General features: G+C 72.1%; 16 protein-coding genes. 7 read left to right on the forward strand and 9 right to left on the reverse strand.

Translation table 11 applies throughout. The annotated features are described in order from the left end of the window. Positions 1–2 precede the first annotated feature (2 nt). Genes ACWPQI_RS03695 through ACWPQI_RS03705 form a run of 3 tightly spaced genes read right to left on the reverse strand, consistent with a single transcriptional unit; the run spans position 3 to position 2,236 of the window. Positions 3–527, reverse strand: a complete 525-nt coding sequence (locus ACWPQI_RS03695; protein ID WP_010594435.1) for a response regulator — start codon at positions 525–527, stop codon at positions 3–5. Beyond that, positions 524–2,014, reverse strand: coding sequence for an alpha,alpha-trehalose-phosphate synthase (UDP-forming) (locus tag ACWPQI_RS03700; protein ID WP_017680996.1), 1,491 nt, complete (start codon positions 2,012–2,014; stop codon positions 524–526). Before ACWPQI_RS03700 ends, ACWPQI_RS03695 begins: the two co-directional genes overlap by 4 nt. Before the next feature lie 48 nt (positions 2,015–2,062). Further along, positions 2,063–2,236, reverse strand: a complete 174-nt coding sequence (locus ACWPQI_RS03705; RefSeq protein WP_003939603.1) for a hypothetical protein — start codon at positions 2,234–2,236, stop codon at positions 2,063–2,065. A gap of 157 nt (positions 2,237–2,393) precedes the next feature. On the opposite strand from ACWPQI_RS03705, the gene ACWPQI_RS03710 reads away from it, so the two are divergent. From ACWPQI_RS03710 to ACWPQI_RS03720, 3 genes are all read left to right on the forward strand, one after another. After that, positions 2,394–4,121, forward strand: a complete 1,728-nt coding sequence (locus ACWPQI_RS03710; RefSeq protein WP_432374601.1) for an ABC transporter transmembrane domain-containing protein — start codon at positions 2,394–2,396, stop codon at positions 4,119–4,121. Then, positions 4,118–5,884 carry an ABC transporter ATP-binding protein gene (locus tag ACWPQI_RS03715; protein ID WP_474738646.1) on the forward strand — a complete coding sequence of 589 codons (1,767 nt, stop codon included), beginning with the start codon at positions 4,118–4,120 and terminating at the stop codon, positions 5,882–5,884. Before ACWPQI_RS03710 ends, ACWPQI_RS03715 begins: the two co-directional genes overlap by 4 nt. A gap of 109 nt (positions 5,885–5,993) precedes the next feature. Beyond that, complete coding sequence (locus ACWPQI_RS03720; RefSeq protein ID WP_010594430.1) at positions 5,994–6,794, forward strand: alpha/beta fold hydrolase; 801 nt, start codon at positions 5,994–5,996, stop codon at positions 6,792–6,794. Positions 6,795–6,858: 64 nt separating this feature from the next. Here ACWPQI_RS03720 and ACWPQI_RS03725 read toward each other — a convergent pair whose 3' ends face one another. Beyond that, positions 6,859–7,509 carry an NAD(P)-dependent oxidoreductase gene (locus ACWPQI_RS03725; protein ID WP_040273887.1) on the reverse strand — a complete coding sequence of 217 codons (651 nt, stop codon included), beginning with the start codon at positions 7,507–7,509 and terminating at the stop codon, positions 6,859–6,861. Further along, positions 7,506–8,429 carry an EamA family transporter gene (locus tag ACWPQI_RS03730; protein ID WP_029540034.1) on the reverse strand — a complete coding sequence of 308 codons (924 nt, stop codon included), beginning with the start codon at positions 8,427–8,429 and terminating at the stop codon, positions 7,506–7,508. The genes ACWPQI_RS03725 and ACWPQI_RS03730 overlap by 4 nt, the downstream gene beginning before the upstream one ends. Before the next feature lie 78 nt (positions 8,430–8,507). Here ACWPQI_RS03730 and ACWPQI_RS03735 point away from each other — a divergent pair, with 78 nt between their 5' ends. Beyond that, on the forward strand, positions 8,508–9,389 hold the full coding sequence (locus tag ACWPQI_RS03735) for a LysR family transcriptional regulator (protein ID WP_474738647.1): 882 nt from the start codon (positions 8,508–8,510) through the stop codon (positions 9,387–9,389). 141 nt (positions 9,390–9,530) lie between these two features. On the opposite strand, the gene ACWPQI_RS03740 is transcribed toward ACWPQI_RS03735, so the two are convergent. The 3 genes from ACWPQI_RS03740 to ACWPQI_RS03750 are packed head-to-tail and all read right to left on the reverse strand — an operon-like array spanning position 9,531 to position 12,196. Further along, the gene (locus ACWPQI_RS03740; RefSeq protein WP_308072392.1) at positions 9,531–10,721 is read right to left on the reverse strand and encodes an acetyl-CoA C-acetyltransferase; all 1,191 of its coding nucleotides are present in this window, start codon (positions 10,719–10,721) and stop codon (positions 9,531–9,533) included. Between the two features lie 48 nt (positions 10,722–10,769). Beyond that, positions 10,770–11,432, reverse strand: coding sequence for a CoA transferase subunit B (locus ACWPQI_RS03745; RefSeq protein WP_003938908.1), 663 nt, complete (start codon positions 11,430–11,432; stop codon positions 10,770–10,772). Continuing rightward, positions 11,429–12,196, reverse strand: a complete 768-nt coding sequence (locus tag ACWPQI_RS03750; RefSeq protein ID WP_010593713.1) for a CoA transferase subunit A — start codon at positions 12,194–12,196, stop codon at positions 11,429–11,431. The genes ACWPQI_RS03745 and ACWPQI_RS03750 overlap by 4 nt, the downstream gene beginning before the upstream one ends. Before the next feature lie 200 nt (positions 12,197–12,396). Here ACWPQI_RS03750 and ACWPQI_RS03755 point away from each other — a divergent pair, with 200 nt between their 5' ends. After that, positions 12,397–13,179: an IclR family transcriptional regulator gene (locus ACWPQI_RS03755; RefSeq protein ID WP_026138139.1), complete on the forward strand. Its 783-nt coding sequence runs from the start codon at positions 12,397–12,399 to the stop codon at positions 13,177–13,179. Here the strand turns inward: ACWPQI_RS03755 and ACWPQI_RS03760 are convergent. Beyond that, positions 13,176–14,207 carry a phosphotransferase family protein gene (locus tag ACWPQI_RS03760; protein WP_010593715.1) on the reverse strand — a complete coding sequence of 344 codons (1,032 nt, stop codon included), beginning with the start codon at positions 14,205–14,207 and terminating at the stop codon, positions 13,176–13,178. The genes ACWPQI_RS03755 and ACWPQI_RS03760 overlap by 4 nt on opposite strands. 153 nt (positions 14,208–14,360) lie before the next feature. Here ACWPQI_RS03760 and ACWPQI_RS03765 point away from each other — a divergent pair, with 153 nt between their 5' ends. Both ACWPQI_RS03765 and ACWPQI_RS03770 read left to right on the forward strand, forming a co-directional pair. Further along, complete coding sequence (locus ACWPQI_RS03765) at positions 14,361–15,170, forward strand: alpha/beta fold hydrolase (protein WP_010593716.1); 810 nt, start codon at positions 14,361–14,363, stop codon at positions 15,168–15,170. Next, entirely contained in the window at positions 15,170–16,432 is a 1,263-nt protein-coding gene (locus ACWPQI_RS03770) for a SpoIIE family protein phosphatase (protein ID WP_010593717.1), read from the forward strand. The genes ACWPQI_RS03765 and ACWPQI_RS03770 overlap by 1 nt, the downstream gene beginning before the upstream one ends. The last annotated feature ends 40 nt before the right edge of the window (positions 16,433–16,472 follow it).

The raw sequence follows: 16,472 nt of genomic DNA on the forward strand, positions 1-16,472 counted from the left end.
GATCAGCGACCGGGCAGGCGCACCATGTGCACGAAGAACCGGTCGATCTGCCGCACGGTGGCGACGAACCGGTCGAAGTCCACCGATTTGGAGACGTAGGCATTGGCCCGCAGCCGGTAACTGCGCACGACGTCCTCCTCGGCGGTGGACGTCGTCAGCACGACGACCGGGATGGACGCCAGGTCGGGATCGGCCTTGACCGCCTCGAGCACCTGCCACCCGTCGTACTTCGGCAGGTTCAGATCGAGCAGCACCAGCGCCGGCCGCGCGGCGTCGGCGTGCATCCCGCGCCGGTACAGGAAGTCGAGGGCCTCCGCGCCGTCCCGCACCACGTGCAGTGTGCTGCCGATCTCGTTGGCCTCGAACGACTCCCGAATGATCAGTTCGTCCCCGGCGTCGTCCTCGACGAGGAGCACGTCGAGGGAACCGGTGGTCGTGCGCGGCGCGGGGACGCCGGCCGCCGCAGCCCCGATGCGCTCGGGCGAGGGCCGGGAACCGTAGTCCTCGCGGTCGGGTGTGCTCGTCACTCGGGCTCGCCGACCTCCGCCGGCGCGATCAGCGCCGGACCTGCCGCGCCCTGATGGGCGAGGGCGTCGAGGAAGGACCGGGCCCACCGGTCCACGTCGTGGGCGAGGACCTGCCGGCGCAGTGCCCGCATGTGCCGCCGGCCGTCCTCGCGCGGCTGGGTCAGCGCCGCTTCCATCTTGTCCTTGACGTCCTCGAGGTCGTGCGGATTGCACAGGAAGGCCTGGCGCAGTTCTGCTGCGGCCCCGGTGAATTCGCTCAGCACGAGGGCGCCGCCGAGGTCGCTGCGACACGCCACGTACTCCTTGGCGACGAGGTTCATGCCGTCACGCAGCGGCGTCACCAGCATGACGTCGGCCGCGACGAAGAACGCGATCAGCTCGTCCCGTGGAATGGGCCGGTGGATGTAGTGCACCACGGGCCGGCCCACCTCGGCGTACTCGCCGTTGATCCGGCTGACCGTCTGCTCGATGGCGCCGCGCATCTGCACGTACGACTCGACGCGTTCCCGGCTCGGGGTGGCGAGCTGCACCATCACCGTGTCGGCCGGATCCACGCGCCCCTCGGCGATCAGCTCGAGCAGCGCGTCGAGGCGGACGTCGATGCCCTTGGTGTAGTCGAGCCGGTCGACGCCGAGCATGATGTGCCTCGGATTGCCGAGTTCCTTGCGGATCTGCTTGGCGCGGTCGCGGATCGACTTGCGGCGGGCCTGCTCGTCGAGCTGCCCGGAGTCGATCGAGATGGGGAACGCCCCGACGCGCACCGCCCGGAACCCGACCTGCACCACCCCGAGCTTCGAGCGCACGCCCACGGTGCCGCGGGAGGTCTGATGGCCGGCCAGCCGGCGCGCCAGGTACAGGAAGTTCTGGGCACCGCCGGGCAGGTGGAAGCCGATCAGGTCGGCGCCGAGCAGACCCTCGACGATCTCGGTCCGCCACGGCATCTGCATGAACAGTTCCACCGGCGGGAACGGAATGTGCAGGAAGAAGCCGATGGTCAGGTCCGGGCGCAGCATCCGCAGCATCTTCGGCACCAGCTGCAGCTGGTAGTCCTGCACCCACACCGTCGCGCCCTCGGCCGCGGCCTTCGCGGTCTCCTCCGCGAACCGGCGGTTGACCTCGACGTAGGTGTTCCACCACTCGCGCCGGTACTCCGGCCGGACGATCACGTCGTGGTACAGCGGCCACAGTGTCGCGTTGGAGAAGCCCTCGTAGTAGTCGGCGATCTCCTGCGCGCTCAGCGGGACCGGATACAGCTCGAGGTCGTCCTGGACGATCGGGTCGAGTTCGGCGTCGGCGACACCGGCCCAGCCGACCCACGCTCCGCGGTTGCTGCGCAGGATCGGCTCGAGCGCGGTGACGAGGCCACCCGGGCTGCGCTTCCACCGGGTCGAGCCGTCCGCAAGACGCTCGAGGTCGACGGGCAGGCGGTTCGCGACGACGACGAAGTCCGAACCACCCGCCTGCGTCGACTCCTCAGCTGCAACCACGTGGCGCTCCCTGTCCTTGTCCGACTGTCCCTGTCCGGCGGTGTCCGGTCAGTCCATCTTCGGGTTCGGCCCGATGCCGAGCATGGACAGCAGCATGCGGCACTCGTCCGCATCCTCCGCGTAGGCAGCGACGACACGCTGCGCCTGGCGGGCGGTCTCGTCCGCGACGGGTTCGAGTTCCTCGTCCGGAATGTCGTTCTCGGTGGTGGCGTCCGCGGCCATGGTTGTTCCTCCCGGGCTTGCTGCTCCGTTCGAGCAGGTCATTCGTAGTGCGACTCTATGAGAACCGGCGCTTCCGACGCCACCCGCGCTGCAAGTTAGGGTTGACTCACTTCTCGGGGTGGTGACGTGGAACGGAGAGTTTCGTGTGGTGGAACGCATGAGCGGTGACGACGACCGCGGGGCCGGCGACGGGAAGAAGCCAGGTCCGGGGCTGTTGCGGCGCACCATCGTGAACCAGCGGATCGCGCTGGCAGTCGGCACCCCGCTGGTCTCGCTGCACCAGGTGATGGAGACCCTCGTGCCCGTCGCGATCGGGGTGATCATCGACGGGCCGGTCACCGACGGCGACGTGTCGATGCTGGTCGTCGCCCTCGCGGGCCTCGCCGCGTTGTTCGTCGTGCTCACCTACTCGTGGCGTCTCGGTGCGCGCCGGCTCGTCGCGGCGATCGAGGCGGAGTCGCACCGGCTGCGGGTCGCCGTGGCCCGCCGGATCCTCGATCCGCGCGGGGTGCGCACCTCCCTGCGCACCGGGGAACTCCTGGCGGTGGCGACCACCGACGCCGGGCGGGCCGCGCAGATCCTGCACGTGGTGCCCGCCACCGCCGCGGCCGTCACCGCGGTGGTCGGGGCCGCGATCGCGCTGCTGCTCGTCGACGTCCCGCTCGGTCTGCTGGTACTGCTGGGCACACCCGCGATCCTCGTCGCGCTCGACCGTGCCACCCCGCTGCTGACCCGGCGGATGACCGCACAGCAGGAGGCGGTGGCGCGGGCATCGGGTCTGGCGACGGACCTCGTCACGGGACTGCGGCCGCTGCGCGGCATCGGTGCCGAACCGGCCGCCGCCCACCGGTACCGGGACGCCAGCGCGGACGCGCTCGCCTCGACACTGCGCGCGACCCGCGCCCTCGGCGTCTACACCGGCACCTCGTCGGCGGTGAGCGCGCTGCTGTCCGTCGCGGTCGCGGGCGTCGCGGGCTGGGCCGCGCTGTCGGGCCGCATCTCGGTCGGCGAACTCATCACCGTCGTGGGCCTGGCCCAGTTCGTCGTCGAACCGCTCGGGACGCTCGCCGCCCTGCCGTCGTCGTGGGCCGCCTCCCGCGCCTCCGCCGACCGGCTCTCGCTCGTGCTGCACGCGCCGTCGCTGCTGCCCGCCGGAACCGGGACCCCGGCGGACGGCAGCCTCGAGCTGCGCGGGCTCGGCTACCGGTCGCTGCGCAGGATCGACCTGACCGTCGCGCCGGGGGAACTGCTCGGTGTCCTCGCCCACCGGTCGCAGGACGCGGAGGCGCTCGCCGACGTGCTGTCCGGCCAGGTGCCGCCGGAGGACGTCCGCGGCGAGCTGACCGTCGGGGGAGTGCCGCTCGATGCGCTCGACCCCGTCGCCGGACGCCGGACCGTTCTCGCGGAACCCCACCACAGCGACCTGTTCGCGGGAACGCTCGCCGACAACATCGCCGCCGGCATGAGCCGACCCTCCGACGGCATCCCCTCGGAGGTGCTCGGCGCGTCCGCCGCCGGCCAGCTCGCCGACACCCACCCCGACGGCCTCGACCAGCGGATCGTCGACCGCGGCAGCAGCCTGTCCGGCGGACAGCGGCAGCGCGTGGCGCTGGCCCGGGCGCTGGCGCGGCGCGCTCCCGTGCTCGTGCTGCACGAGCCGACCACCGCGGTCGATGCGGTTACCGAGCAGGCCGTCGCGGAGGGGATCGCGCGCCTGCGGCACGACGGCGACGAGCACACGACCGTCGTCATCACCTCGAGCCCCGCGCTGCTCGCCGCCGCCGACCGCGTGGTGGTGGTCGACGACGGCGAGATCGTCGCGTCCGGCACCCACGCCGAACTGTCCGCCACCGACCCCACCTACCGAGCGGCGGTGCTGCGATGACGAGCAACGAGTCCGAGCTGCTGCCGATCGCCTCTGCGGGACGGTCGTGGCGCTGGCTGGGAGCGCAGCTGCGCGACGCGCCGGGGCGGGTCGCGCTGACGGTGACGGTGTCCGTCGGGGCGGCGATCGCCGCGGTGGTGCCGGTGCGCGTCCTCGGTGTCCTCGTCGACCGGGTGCGCGAGCAGGCCCCGATGTCCATCCTCGGATGGGTCGTCGCGCTGATCGCGGCGGCGGCGGTCGTCGGCGGCGTGCTCGAGGGGGCCGGCCTGCACCTGGTTGCGCGTCTCGGCGAGACGGTGCTGGCCCGGCTGCGCGAGACGGTGCTGGCGCGGGTGCTGACCCTGCCCACCGAGACCGTCGAACGCGCCGGGCACGGCGACGTCCTCTCCCGCGTCGGCGACGACGTCGCGGTGCTGGCGAAGGCACTCGGCTCGGTGGTGCCGCAGCTGGTGGCGGCACTGATGCTGGTGGTGGTCAGCGTCGCGGCGATGGTCGGAATCGACTGGCGGCTCGGTCTCGCCGGCCTCGTCGCGCTGCCGATGTACGCGCTCGCCCTGCGCTGGTACCTGCCCCGCTCGGCTCCGCTGTACGCCGCGGAGCGGGTCGCGATGGGCGCACGGTCGCAGGCACTCGTCAGCAGCATGCACGGGGTGCGCACGGTCCGTGCCTACGGCCTCGACACGACCCACCTGTCCGGCATCGATGCCGCCTCGGCCCGCGCGCGCGACCTCACCGTCGGCGTGTTCGGCCTGTTCACCCGATTCGCGGGCCGGGCCAACCGGGCCGAATTCGTCGGTCTCGCGGCGCTTCTCGTCGCCGGGTTCGTCCTGATCCGGGCGGACGCGGTGACCGTCGGCGAGGCCACCGCGGCGGCACTGCTGTTCCACCGCCTGTTCTCGCCCCTCGGGCTGCTGCTGTTCACCTTCGACGACGTCCAGTCGGCGGGCGCGAGCCTGGCCCGGCTCGTGGGCGTCGCCGACCTCCCGGCGGCGCCGACCCCGGACGACGGTCCGCCCGACGAGCCGCGCTGCGGTCCGCCGGCGCTGGAGCTGACCGGGGTGCGGCACCGGTACGGGCACGGCCCCGAGGTCCTGCACGGCGTGGACCTGAAGGTCGCGCCGGGGGAGACGGTGGCGTTGGTCGGCTCGACCGGCGCCGGGAAGTCGACGGTCGCCGCTGCCGCCGCCGGGGTCGTCACGCCCACCTCGGGGGAGGTCCGTCTCGGTGGCCGGGCGCTCGGCGAACTCGGTGCCCGGCTGCGCCGCTACGTCGTCGTCGTCAGCCAGGAGGTGCACGTGTTCGGCGGCCCCCTGCTCGACGACGTGCGCCTGGCCAGGCCCGACGCCACCGTGGACGAGGTCGCGGCCGCGCTCGACGCCGTCGGCGCGGGCGAGTGGGTCCGCGCCCTCGACGACGGCGTGTACACGGTCGTCGGTGAGGGCGGCCATCCCGTGACCGCGGCCCAAGCCCAGCAGCTCGCGCTGGCGCGGGTGCTGATCGCCGATCCGCAGGTGGTGGTGCTCGACGAGGCGACGGCGGAGGCCGGCAGCGCGGGCGCGCGGGCCCTCGAAGCCGCCGCGGCGGTCGTGACGCGAGGACGCACCGCGCTGGTCGTGGCGCATCGGCTGACGCAGGCCGCGGCCGCGGACCGGGTCGTCGTGCTCGAGGCGGGCCGGGTCGTCGAGGAGGGGCCGCACGCGGCGCTCGTCGCCGCCGGAGGCCGCTACGCGCGGCTGTGGCGCGCGTGGCAGGGCGGCGCCTGAGGATGTGCTGCCAGGGTCGCGACCTGCGGTGCAGGGTAGTGTGGATCGGTCCGTTGTGCCCGTGCTGCCGTGCGGCCGCACCCGCGCCACCCACCTCAGGAAGGTTTTCATGCCCATCGCGACAATCAACGGCATCCCGCTGAACTACCAGGTCAAGGGGACCGGCGACCTCGTCGTGCTGATCATGGGGACGGGCAGCCCCGGCCGGGTCTGGGACCTGCACCAGGTTCCCGCGCTGGTCCAGGCCGGCTACCGCGTCGCCACCTTCGACAACCGCGGCATCGCGCCGTCGGGGGAGAGCCTCGGCGGCATGACCATCGACGACCTGGTGGCCGACACCGCCGGCCTGATCGAGCTGCTCGGCGGTCCCGCGTACGTCGTGGGCACCTCCATGGGGGCGCGCGTCGCGCAGGAGCTGTCGCTGGCCCGCCCGGACCTGGTGCGCAAGGCGGTGTTCCTGGCCGGGCACGCCCGCATGGACCAGTTCCAGGTCACCCTCACCGAGGGCGAGCGTCAGCTGTACGACAGCGGCGTCGAACTGCCCGCGAAGTACCGGGCGGCGGTCACGGCCGTGATGAACCTGTCGCCGGCGTCGCTGGCCGACCCGCACACCGCGCGGGACTGGCTCGACGTGTTCGAGTTCACCGGCGGCAAGACGTCGCCCGGCGTGCGGGCGCAGCTGGGAATGGACCGTGAGTTCGACCGTCGCGCCGCCTACCGGGCGGTGCGGGTGCCGTGCCTGGCCGTCGGTTTCGCCGACGACCGGATGATTCCGGCGTACCTGTCGCGGGAGGTGGCCGACGCCATTCCCGGCGCGAGCTACCAGGAGATCCCGGACGCCGGGCACTACGGCTACCTCGAGCAGCCGGAGGCCGTGAACAAGGTGCTGCTGGAGTTCCTGGCGAGCTGATCGCCGCCCGGGGCGAGCCGCCCGCTCCTGCTCGGTTCCACCGGCTTTCGCTACCCGCTCCACGCTATCCACGACACGGGGGAGTGCGTGCCACCGTGAAGTGCCGGTCGGTACCGGGGCGCTCGATCTCGTCGAGGGCGGCCACGGCGAGATCCTCGGCGGTGATGCGTGAGGTGCCGTCGGGTTCGGTGAGCAGGGTGGTGGCTCCGCGCCGGTACGTGCCCGTGCGCGTTCCGGATTCGACGATCGCGGGCGGGCTCAGGTATGTCCAGCGCGGGTTCGTGTGCCGGAGACAGGTGCGGAGCTGGGCGGTGCTGGCCTCGGCGACCGCTCGCCATTCGACCGGCACGTAGTCGGGATCGTCGAGGACCGCCAGGCCGTCCCTCCGCGGTGAGCGCAGGGGGCCGGCTCCGCCGATGACGAGCAGGCGGATACCGGAGCGACCCGTAGCGTCCAGGACCGCCGTGGTCAGCGGTGCGATCGTCTGTTCCTGGCCGGGAGCGGCACGGACGGCGAGGATCGCCGCGTGCGCGCCCGCGAGTGCGGCATCGAGTCGTCCGGGCACGCCGGCATCGACGGCGAGTGGGGTGACGGCCGGATCCGGGTGGGTGCCCGGATGCCGGGCGACGGCGGCGACGCGGTGTCCGCGCGTGGCGGCTTCGGCTACGAGGCGCGAGCCGACCATGCCGGTGGCCCCGATGACGGTGACGTTCACGACGAAAGTCCTTTCCGCGTACGGGCGCGAGGCGCGGTCTGCCCGGCGCCGAGCGCCGCGAGGGCGAGCACGAAACCGACAAGCTGCGGTGCGCTGAGGGTTTCCCCCGCCACGAGGACACCGAGGGCGGCGGCCACGAGGGGGGAGAGCAACCCGAGCAGCGCCGTCGCGGTGACCGGCAGGGTGCGCAGGCCGTTGAACCAGAGGGTGTAGGCCAGCAGCCCACCGAGGAGGCCGAGCCAGAGGTAGCCCGCGACGGCGGGGGCGTCGATTCGGCTGGGAACCCCTTCGATCAGCAGTGCCGGGACCGACAGGATCAGGCCGCCGACGGTGAGCTGCCACCCTGCGAAGCTGATCGCGCCGACTCCCTCGGGCCGGCCCCAGCGTGCGGTGAGAACGACGCCGGTCCCCATCACCGCGGCACCGGCGAGCCCGGCGACGATGCCGACGGGATCGAAGGCCGCTGCGGGGCCGAGCACGACCAGGCCCACGCCGAGCACGCCGACGACACCCCAGACCAGACGCCGGAGCGAAAGGCGTTCGGGCAGAAGGACGACGGCGAGAAGAGCGACGATGATCGGCTGGGTCGCGCCGAGGGTGGCGGCGACCCCGCCGGGCAGCCGTTCCGCGGCGAGGAACAGCAGCGGGAAGAACAGGCCGATGTTCAAGGCGCCCAGCACCGCGGTTTTCCACCACCAGGCCCCGCGGGGCAGCGTCCGGGAGAGCAGGAGGGCGAGCACGCCTGCGGGCAGCGCCCGCACGAGCGCCGCGAACAGGGGGTGGCCCGGGGCCAGCAGTTCTGTGGTGACGACATAGGTCGTGCCCCACACCGCAGGGGCCACGGCGGTCACCGCAGTGAGTGCCGTGCGGTTCGTCACCCGCCCCGGGGGCGCCGGCAGAGGAGTTGTCGTGGTAGTCACCACATCACTGTCGCGTCGTTGTACCGATGAGTCCAAGACATGGTTTTCATATCAGCAATCGATGTGCACGATAGGTGAATGGAACTGCAGCAACTGCGGTATGTGCTCGCCGTGGCCGAGAAGCGGAACTTCACCCGAGCGGCCGAGCAGTGCTTCGTCGTCCAGTCGGTGCTCAGTCACCAGATCAAGGCGCTCGAACAGGAGCTGGGCGTGGCACTGTTCGCCCGGACCAGCCGCCGCGTCGAGCTCACCGACGCCGGGGCGGCGTTCCTGCCCGCCGCGCGGGCGAGCCTGGAAGCTGCCGAGCGTGCCGCTGCCGACGCGACCGCTACGGTCGGCCAGGTGCGGGGCACGCTGACGGTCGGTGTCATCCCCACCGTGACCGCCGTCGACATTCCCGCTGCCTTGGGCCGGTTCCACCGCGCGCACCCGGCGGTGCGCATCGCACTACGGCACGGCGGCAGCGACGAACTCGTGAGCGCACTCCGCGCGGGTCGGGTCGACGTCGCCGTGCTGGGCCTGCCTGACGCGACCACTCCCGACCGTGTCCGGTCCGTCGAGCTGGCACGCGAACGCCTCGTCGCTGTGCTCGCGGCCGATCATGGGCTGGCGGGGCGGCGCCGGCTGCGCTTGCGTGATCTTGCCGGGGAGACCTTCGCGGACTTCCCGGCCGGGACCCAGGGGCGTGCGCAGAGCGACCTCGCCTTCGACGCCGCCGACCTGCGGCGGGAGGTGACCTTCGAATCGATGTCGACCGACCTGATCCTCGACCTCGTGAAGCAGAACCTCGCCGTCGCGCTCCTGCCACCCGCGTTCGTCCCGTCGACCCCGAACCTGGTCACGGTGCCCGTCGGCGACGGGCCGACCCGAGTGGAGTATCTCGCCTGGAGCGACTTCAATCCCGCGCCTGCCGCGGTGGCCTTCCTGGACATACTGCAGCCCCGGGCATCGCCGCGGTGACGTCGATGGTCTGTCGAGCCGGCCGTGGGGTGCTGCCGTCACCGGCACGGTCGCAGGCACCCGCACGCGTTCGGGCGGAGGCGATCGTGTCGCCTCCGCCCGAACGTGACGGTCCTCGACGGATCTTCGAGGTCGCGGGTCCTACGCCTTGGGGACGCGGACGATGAGGGCGTCGCCCTGGCCGCCGCCGCCGCACAGGGCCGCGGCCCCGACCCCGCCGCCGCGGCGGGCCAGCTCGAGGGCCAGGTGCAGCACGATCCGGGCCCCGGACATCCCCAGCGGGTGCCCCAGCGCGATCGCCCCGCCGTTGACGTTCACCCTGGCCGGGTCGATCCCGAGCTCACGGGCCGAGGCGATCCCCACCGCGGCGAACGCCTCGTTGATCTCCACCAGGTCCAGCTCGGCCGGCTCGAGGCCCTCCCGCGCGCAGGCCTTCGCGATCGCCCGCGCCGGCTGGGACTGCAGCGTCGAGTCCGGACCGGCGACCACCCCGTGCGCGCCGATCTCGGCGAGCCAGGACAGGCCGAGCTGCTCGGCCTTGGCCTTGGACATCACCACCACCGCGGCCGCGCCGTCGGAGATCTGCGAGGCCGAGCCGGCGGTGACGGTGCCGTCGGGGGCGAACGCCGGCCGCAGCTTGGCCAGGGACTCGGCGGTGGTGTCCGGGCGGATGCCCTCGTCGGCGGTGACCACGACCGGGTCGCCCTTGCGCTGCGGGATCGACACCGGCACGATCTCGTCGTCGAACAGCCCGTCCTTGTGCGCGCGGGCCGCCCGCTGGTGGCTGGCGGCGGCGAACGCGTCCTGCTCGGCGCGGGAGACGGCCGCCGCGCCGGTGTTGGCGGCCTCGGTCAGGGCACCCATGGCCTGGTCGGTGAAGATGTCGTGCAGCCCGTCGAAGGCCAGGTGGTCGCGCAGGGTCACATCGCCGTACTTGAACCCGGCGCGGGAGTCGGCGAGCAGGTGCGGGGCCCGGCTCATCGACTCCTGGCCGCCGGCGACGACGACGTCGAACTCGCCGGCGCGGATGAGCTGGTCGGCCAGCGCGATCGCGTCGATGCCGGACAGGCACACCTTGTTCACGGTCAGGGCGGGGATGTCCATCGGGATGCCGGCGGCGACGGCGGCCTGGCGGGCCGGGATCTGCCCGGCCCCGGCGGTGAGCACCTGCCCCATGATCACGTACTCGACCTGCTCGGGGGCGACCCCGGCCTTGGCCAGGGCCCCGGCGATGGCGACCCCGCCGAGGTCCGAGCCGGAGAAGTCCTTCAGGGCGCCCTGCAGACGCCCCATCGGGGTCCGGGCTCCGGCAACGATGACAGAACTGGTCACGATGGCTTCTCCGATCCTGTTGGCGAGCAGTGGTATTCGACTACGTTCTCAGACGAGCTCGTCGATGCGGACCTCGAGCGGCGCCGCGGTGGCCGCGAGGACCTCGTCGACGGTGACGCCGGGAGCGAGTTCGCGCAGCGCGAGGGTCCCGTCACCCACGACGTCGATCACCGCGAGATCGGTGATGATCCGGTCGACGACACCCTGACCGGTCAGGGGCAGCGAGCAGGTGTCGACGATCTTCGAATTGCCCTCGCGGTCGGTGTGTTCCATGACCACGATGACGCGGCTGGCACCGTGCACCAGGTCCATGGCGCCGCCCATGCCCTTGACCATCTTGCCGGGGACCATCCAGTTGGCCAGGTCGCCCGTGCGGGAGACCTGCATGCCGCCGAGCACGGCGGTGTCGATGTGCCCACCGCGGATCATCCCGAACGACAGCGCCGAATCGAAGAAGGCCGCACCGGGATTGACGGTCACCGTCTCCTTGCCCGCGTTGATCAGGTCCGGGTCGACGTTCTCCTCGGTGGGGTAGGGGCCGGTACCGAGGATGCCGTTCTCCGAGTGCAGCGTCACGTGCACGTCCGGCGGGAGATGGCCGGGGATGAGCGTCGGCAGTCCGATGCCGAGATTGACGTACTCGCCGTCGATCATCTCCTCGGCCGCGCGGGCCGCCATCTGATCTCGGGTCCATCCCTTGGTGCCGGTCATCGTGCCGCCCCTTCCGTGGCCTGAACTGTCCGCTTCTCGATCCGCTTGACCTGCGGGCCGGTTTCGACGATGCGCTGCACGAAGATTCCCGGCAGGTGCACCTGGGCGGGATCGAGTTCGCCGGGCTCGACGAGTTCCTCGACCTGCGCGACGGTGACCTTGCCGGCCATCGCGGCCAGCGGATTGAAGTTCATCGCCGTCTTGTCGAAGATCAGGTTGCCCGCGGTGTCGCCCTTGACCGCGTGCACCAGTGCGAAGTCGGCGGTGATGCCCTGCTCCATCACGTACCGCTTGTCGCCGAAGGCCCGGGTCTCCTTCGGCGGGGACGCCACGGCCACCGAGCCGTCGACGTTGTACCGCCACGGCAGTCCGCCGTCCGCGACGGGGGTGCCGACGCCCGCGGGGGTGAAGAAGGCGGGGATGCCGGCGCCGCCGGCCCGCAGCCGCTCGGCGAGGGTGCCCTGCGGGGTGAGCTCGACCTCGAGCTCACCGGCGAGGTACTGACGGGCGAACTCCTTGTTCTCGCCGACGTAGGAGGCGGTCACCCGGCGGATCTGGCGCCCGTTGAGCAGCAGGCCCAGGCCGTGGTCGTCGACGCCGCAGTTGTTGGAGAACACCTCCAGGTCGCCGACGCCGGACTCGACCAGCGCGCGGATCAGGGCGTCGGGGATGCCGCACAACCCGAACCCGCCGACGGCGATCGTCGCGCCGTCGGACACGTCCGCGACGGCCGCCGCGGGCGTACCGAACACTTTCGTTCCCATCAAGACCCCTCTCGAGAATTCGGTCCGTCCGGACCCGGTGCAGGATGTGTTCACTCAATGGACGAGCTCACATCGATCGCTTACCACTACAAACGCCAGGTACCCAGATTTCAAGACCTTGTCAGCGGCCCTTTCGAGATTGCTCGCCCATCGGAACGTCGTTACGGCTGGCGTTCACTGAGTGGACGTATCCTGGGGGCATGACGGACGAGCAGAGACCTCAGGTGATCGCGCGGGTCGGAGCACTCCTGCGGGCGATCGCCGGGCACGAACCGGTCGGATCGTCGACGTCCGACCTCGCGCGGGCGACGAGCCTCGCACGGCCGACGGTGCACCGCCTGCTGACCTCGCTCGCCGACGAGGGACTCGTCGACCGCGACCCGAAGACCGGCCGATGGTCGCTGGGACCCGAGCTCTACCTCCTCGGTTCGCTGGCGGCCGGCCGGTACGACATCACCGACCTCGCCCGCGACGTCCTGCGCGACCTCGCGCGGGAGACCGGTGAGAGCGCCTTCCTGTCCGCCCGGCGCGGGGACGAGACCGTGTGCCTCGCCAGTGAGGAGGGCAGCTTTCCGCTGCGCTCCCACGTCCTGCACGTCGGCATCCGGCTGCCGCTCGGGGTCGCGTCCGCGGGCCTGGTCATCCTGTCCCATCTCTCGGACCGCGACATCGACGAGTACCTGTCCCGCACCGACCTGACCGCGGGGTGGGGACCGGACCACACCCGGCACGCGGTGGAGGAACGGATCGCCGCGACGCGCCTGGCCGGCTACTCCACCAATCCCGCCCTGCTCGTGGAGGGAAGCTGGGGGATGGGGGCTGCCGTCTTCGACCATCGGGACGCACCGGCCTGGGCGCTGAGTATCACCGGGGTCGAGAGCCGTTTCCGCGAGGATCGCCGCCCCGAACTCGGGGAACTGCTGCTTCGGCAGGCGCACCGGCTCACCCAGTTGCTGCGCCACCGCCCCCGGCGAACGGGCTAGGACCGTCCGGCGAGGGCCTCGCGGGCCATCTCGGCCAGCTGCGCCGGCCGCCGGGCGAGGGCGTCGACGTCTATGTCCTGACCGCCCATCGTCCCGGCGCGGAACCTCGCCGCCACACCCTCCGCAATGGCGGCGAGCTTCCACAGCGCGAAGGCCTGGTGGTAGCGCAGGTCGTCGAGATCGCGCCCGGTCGTGTCGGCATACCGCGCGGCGACCGTGTCGACGTCGAGGAAACCCTCGGCGGGATCGGGTGCCCAGCCGATCACGTCGGCCGAGGCCCAGGTGGCGGTGAGCCACCCGAGGTCGGCCATGACGTCGCCGACGGTCCACAGTTCCCAGTCGAGAACCGCCCGGACCTCACCGTCGGGCCCGATCAGCAGGTTGCCCGGCCGGAAGTCGCCGTGCACCAACCCGGTCCACCGTTCGGCGGGCAGGTTCCGGGCCAGGAGGTCGTGGACGTCCCACACGGGACCGGGACCGACACCGCCGTCGGCGAGCTGACGGCTCCAGCGCCGCAACTGGCGCTCGAGGTAGCTGCCGGGTCTGCGCATCTGCGCCGGCGGTCCGGTCGTGGTGTCCACCGCGTGGATCTTCGCGAGGGTGTCCACGATGCTGTAGGAGGCGGCCCGCCGGTGCTGCCGGGGGAGCGCGGCGACCGTCTCGGCATCGTCGAGGACGATGCCGTCGACATGCGTCATGACGTAGAAGTCCGCGCCCGTCACCGCGTGGTCGGTGCAGTAGCCCAGTACCGGCGGTACCGGCACCGGGCCGCCGGCGAGCAGGTCGAGGATGCGCCACTCCCGCACGACGTCGTGGGCGGAGGAGAGCAGCGTCCCGGTCGGCGGCCGGCGCAGGACCCACCGCGTCCCCGCGTCGTCACGGACCCGGTAGGTCAGATTGGACCGGCCTCCGGTGATCAGTTCGAAGTGCAGCGGCGGTGCGACCGCCGGGAGGTTCTCGACGAACCACGCGGTGACGCGCGCGGCGTCGATCCCGATCGGCTCGCTCGCGGCATTCGACTGGGCCATCGCGCTCTGCTCTCGGTGGGAAGTCGTGTGTGCGGATCCTTCATGCCTACCCGCCCCGCGCACCGATCGGTGCGTGCCGTGCCGGGCGGGCCGAAAGTTCCGGAACGCCGTCCACGGGGATGGGATCTCGGCGACCGTGCGAGTATGAGGCCCGTGAATGTCCTCACCAGAAACCACGTACGCGTCACCGGCCGGGCCGGCGCGCCCGTCGTGGTGCTGGCCCACGGGTTCGGTTGCGACCAGAACCTGTGGCGACTGGTGGTGCCGGCCTTGGAACGCGACTTCACCGTGGTGCTGTTCGACCACGTGGGGGCGGGCCGATCGGATCTGTCGGCGTGGAGCGCGGAGCGGTACTCGGATCTCGACGGCTACGCCGACGACGTGCTGGCGGTGTGCCGGACGCTGGATCTCGGACCGGTCGTCTTCGTCGGGCATTCGGTGAGCGCGATGATGGGGGTGCTCGCCGCCGCGCGCGACCCCGGCGCGTTCGCCGGGCTGGTGCTGCTCGCCCCGTCGCCGTGCTTCGTCGACGATCCGTCCACCGGATATCGGGGCGGGTTCAGCGTCGCCGACATCGACGAGCTGCTCGAGTCGCTGGAGGCGAACTACCTGGGCTGGTCGGGTGCGATGGCGCCCGCCATCATGGGCAATCCGGAACGTCCCGAACTCGGCGAGGAACTGACCGCCGCCTTCTGCCGCACCGATCCGGCCATCGCCCGGGTCTTCGCCCGCGTGACCTTCCTCTCCGACAACCGGGCGGACCTGGCGAACGTGAGTGTTCCGACCGTGGTGGCCCAGTGCTCCCGCGACGCGATCGCCCCGCCGGAGGTGGGTGCGTTCGTCCACGCGCAGATTCCGGGAAGCCAGTTGGTGACGTTGGACGCCACGGGGCACTGCCCGCAGCTCAGTGCCCCGGACGAGACCGTGGCCACGATCGCCGCCTTCGCTGGTTCGGTGGGCTGATGATCCCGGCCCGGGAGACGGACGACGGCCGGAACCCGGGCGCCGGGGCGACGGCGGGCGAGGATCGCGAGATGCGCGCCGCGCTGGCCGAGGACAGCGCCGAGAGCCTGTACGAGAACGCGCCCTGCGGCTACCTGTCCACCCTGCCGGACGGGCGGATCGCGAAGATCAACGCGACTCTGCTGCAGTGGCTGGGACTCCGGCGCGACGACGTGGTGGGCCGGCGGTACTTCTCCGACCTGCTCACGGTCGGTGGCCGCCTCTACCACGAGACCCACTTCGCCCCGCTGCTGCGCATGCAGGGGGAAATCAGCGGCATCGCACTGGAATTGAGGGCGGCCGACGGCACCCGCCTGCCCGTCCTGGTCACGTCGGTGGTCCGGTACGACAGCGGCGGGCAGCCCCTGCTGATCCGCACCACCGTCTTCGACGCCCGGGAGCGCCGGGCGTACGAGACCGAACTGCTGCGCGCTCGCCGGGAGGCCGAGGACGAACGACGACGCCTGCAGCGGCTGACCCGCACCCTCCAGGCGACGTTGCTGCCACCCGACCTGCCCGAGGTGCCCGGTCTCGATGTCGCCGCGCACTACCACATCGCCTCTCCGGACGAGGTCGGCGGCGACTTCTACGACCTGTTCCCGCTCGGTGCCGGCACCTGGGGCCTGTTCCTCGGCGACGTGTGCGGCAAGGGGGCGGCCGCGGCGGTGATGACCTCCGTCGCGCGCTACACCGTGCGTGCCGCGGCCGTCTACGCCTCCGGCCCGGCGGCGGTCCTGGCCGACCTGAACACCGTCCTCGTCGATCGGTACCGCATGCACGATCCGCGGTTCTGCACCGTCGTGTTCGGGATGCTCACCCCCGACGCGTCGCCGGGTAGCTTCCGCGTCACCCTGGCGTCGGGTGGGCACCCGCCGGCTCTGTTGCTGCGCGCCGACGGCAGCGCCGACTACGTGCCCATTCCGGGTGGTCAGCTCATCGGGTTGCTGCCGCGGGCCCACATCGCCAGCGCCGTCGTCCGGCTGGATCCCGGGGACACCCTGGTGCTCTACACCGACGGTCTCACCGAGGCCCGCACCGCTCCGGGCGCCGACGAGCGCTTCGGCGAGCAGGCTCTGCTCGACTTCGCCCGGAGGCTGGGTCCGGTCACCGCCGCGGAGGCCGTCGCCGCCGTCCGCGACCTCCTCGACACCCTCGGCACCGGGGTGGAGGACGACACGGCCGTCCTCGCCGTCCACGCGCCGCGCCGCAGCGTCGGGTCCTGACCCGGGTTCCCGGTCACACGGGGCTGCCGGAAGCGATTGA

The organism is Rhodococcus sp. LMD (assembly GCF_056108245.1).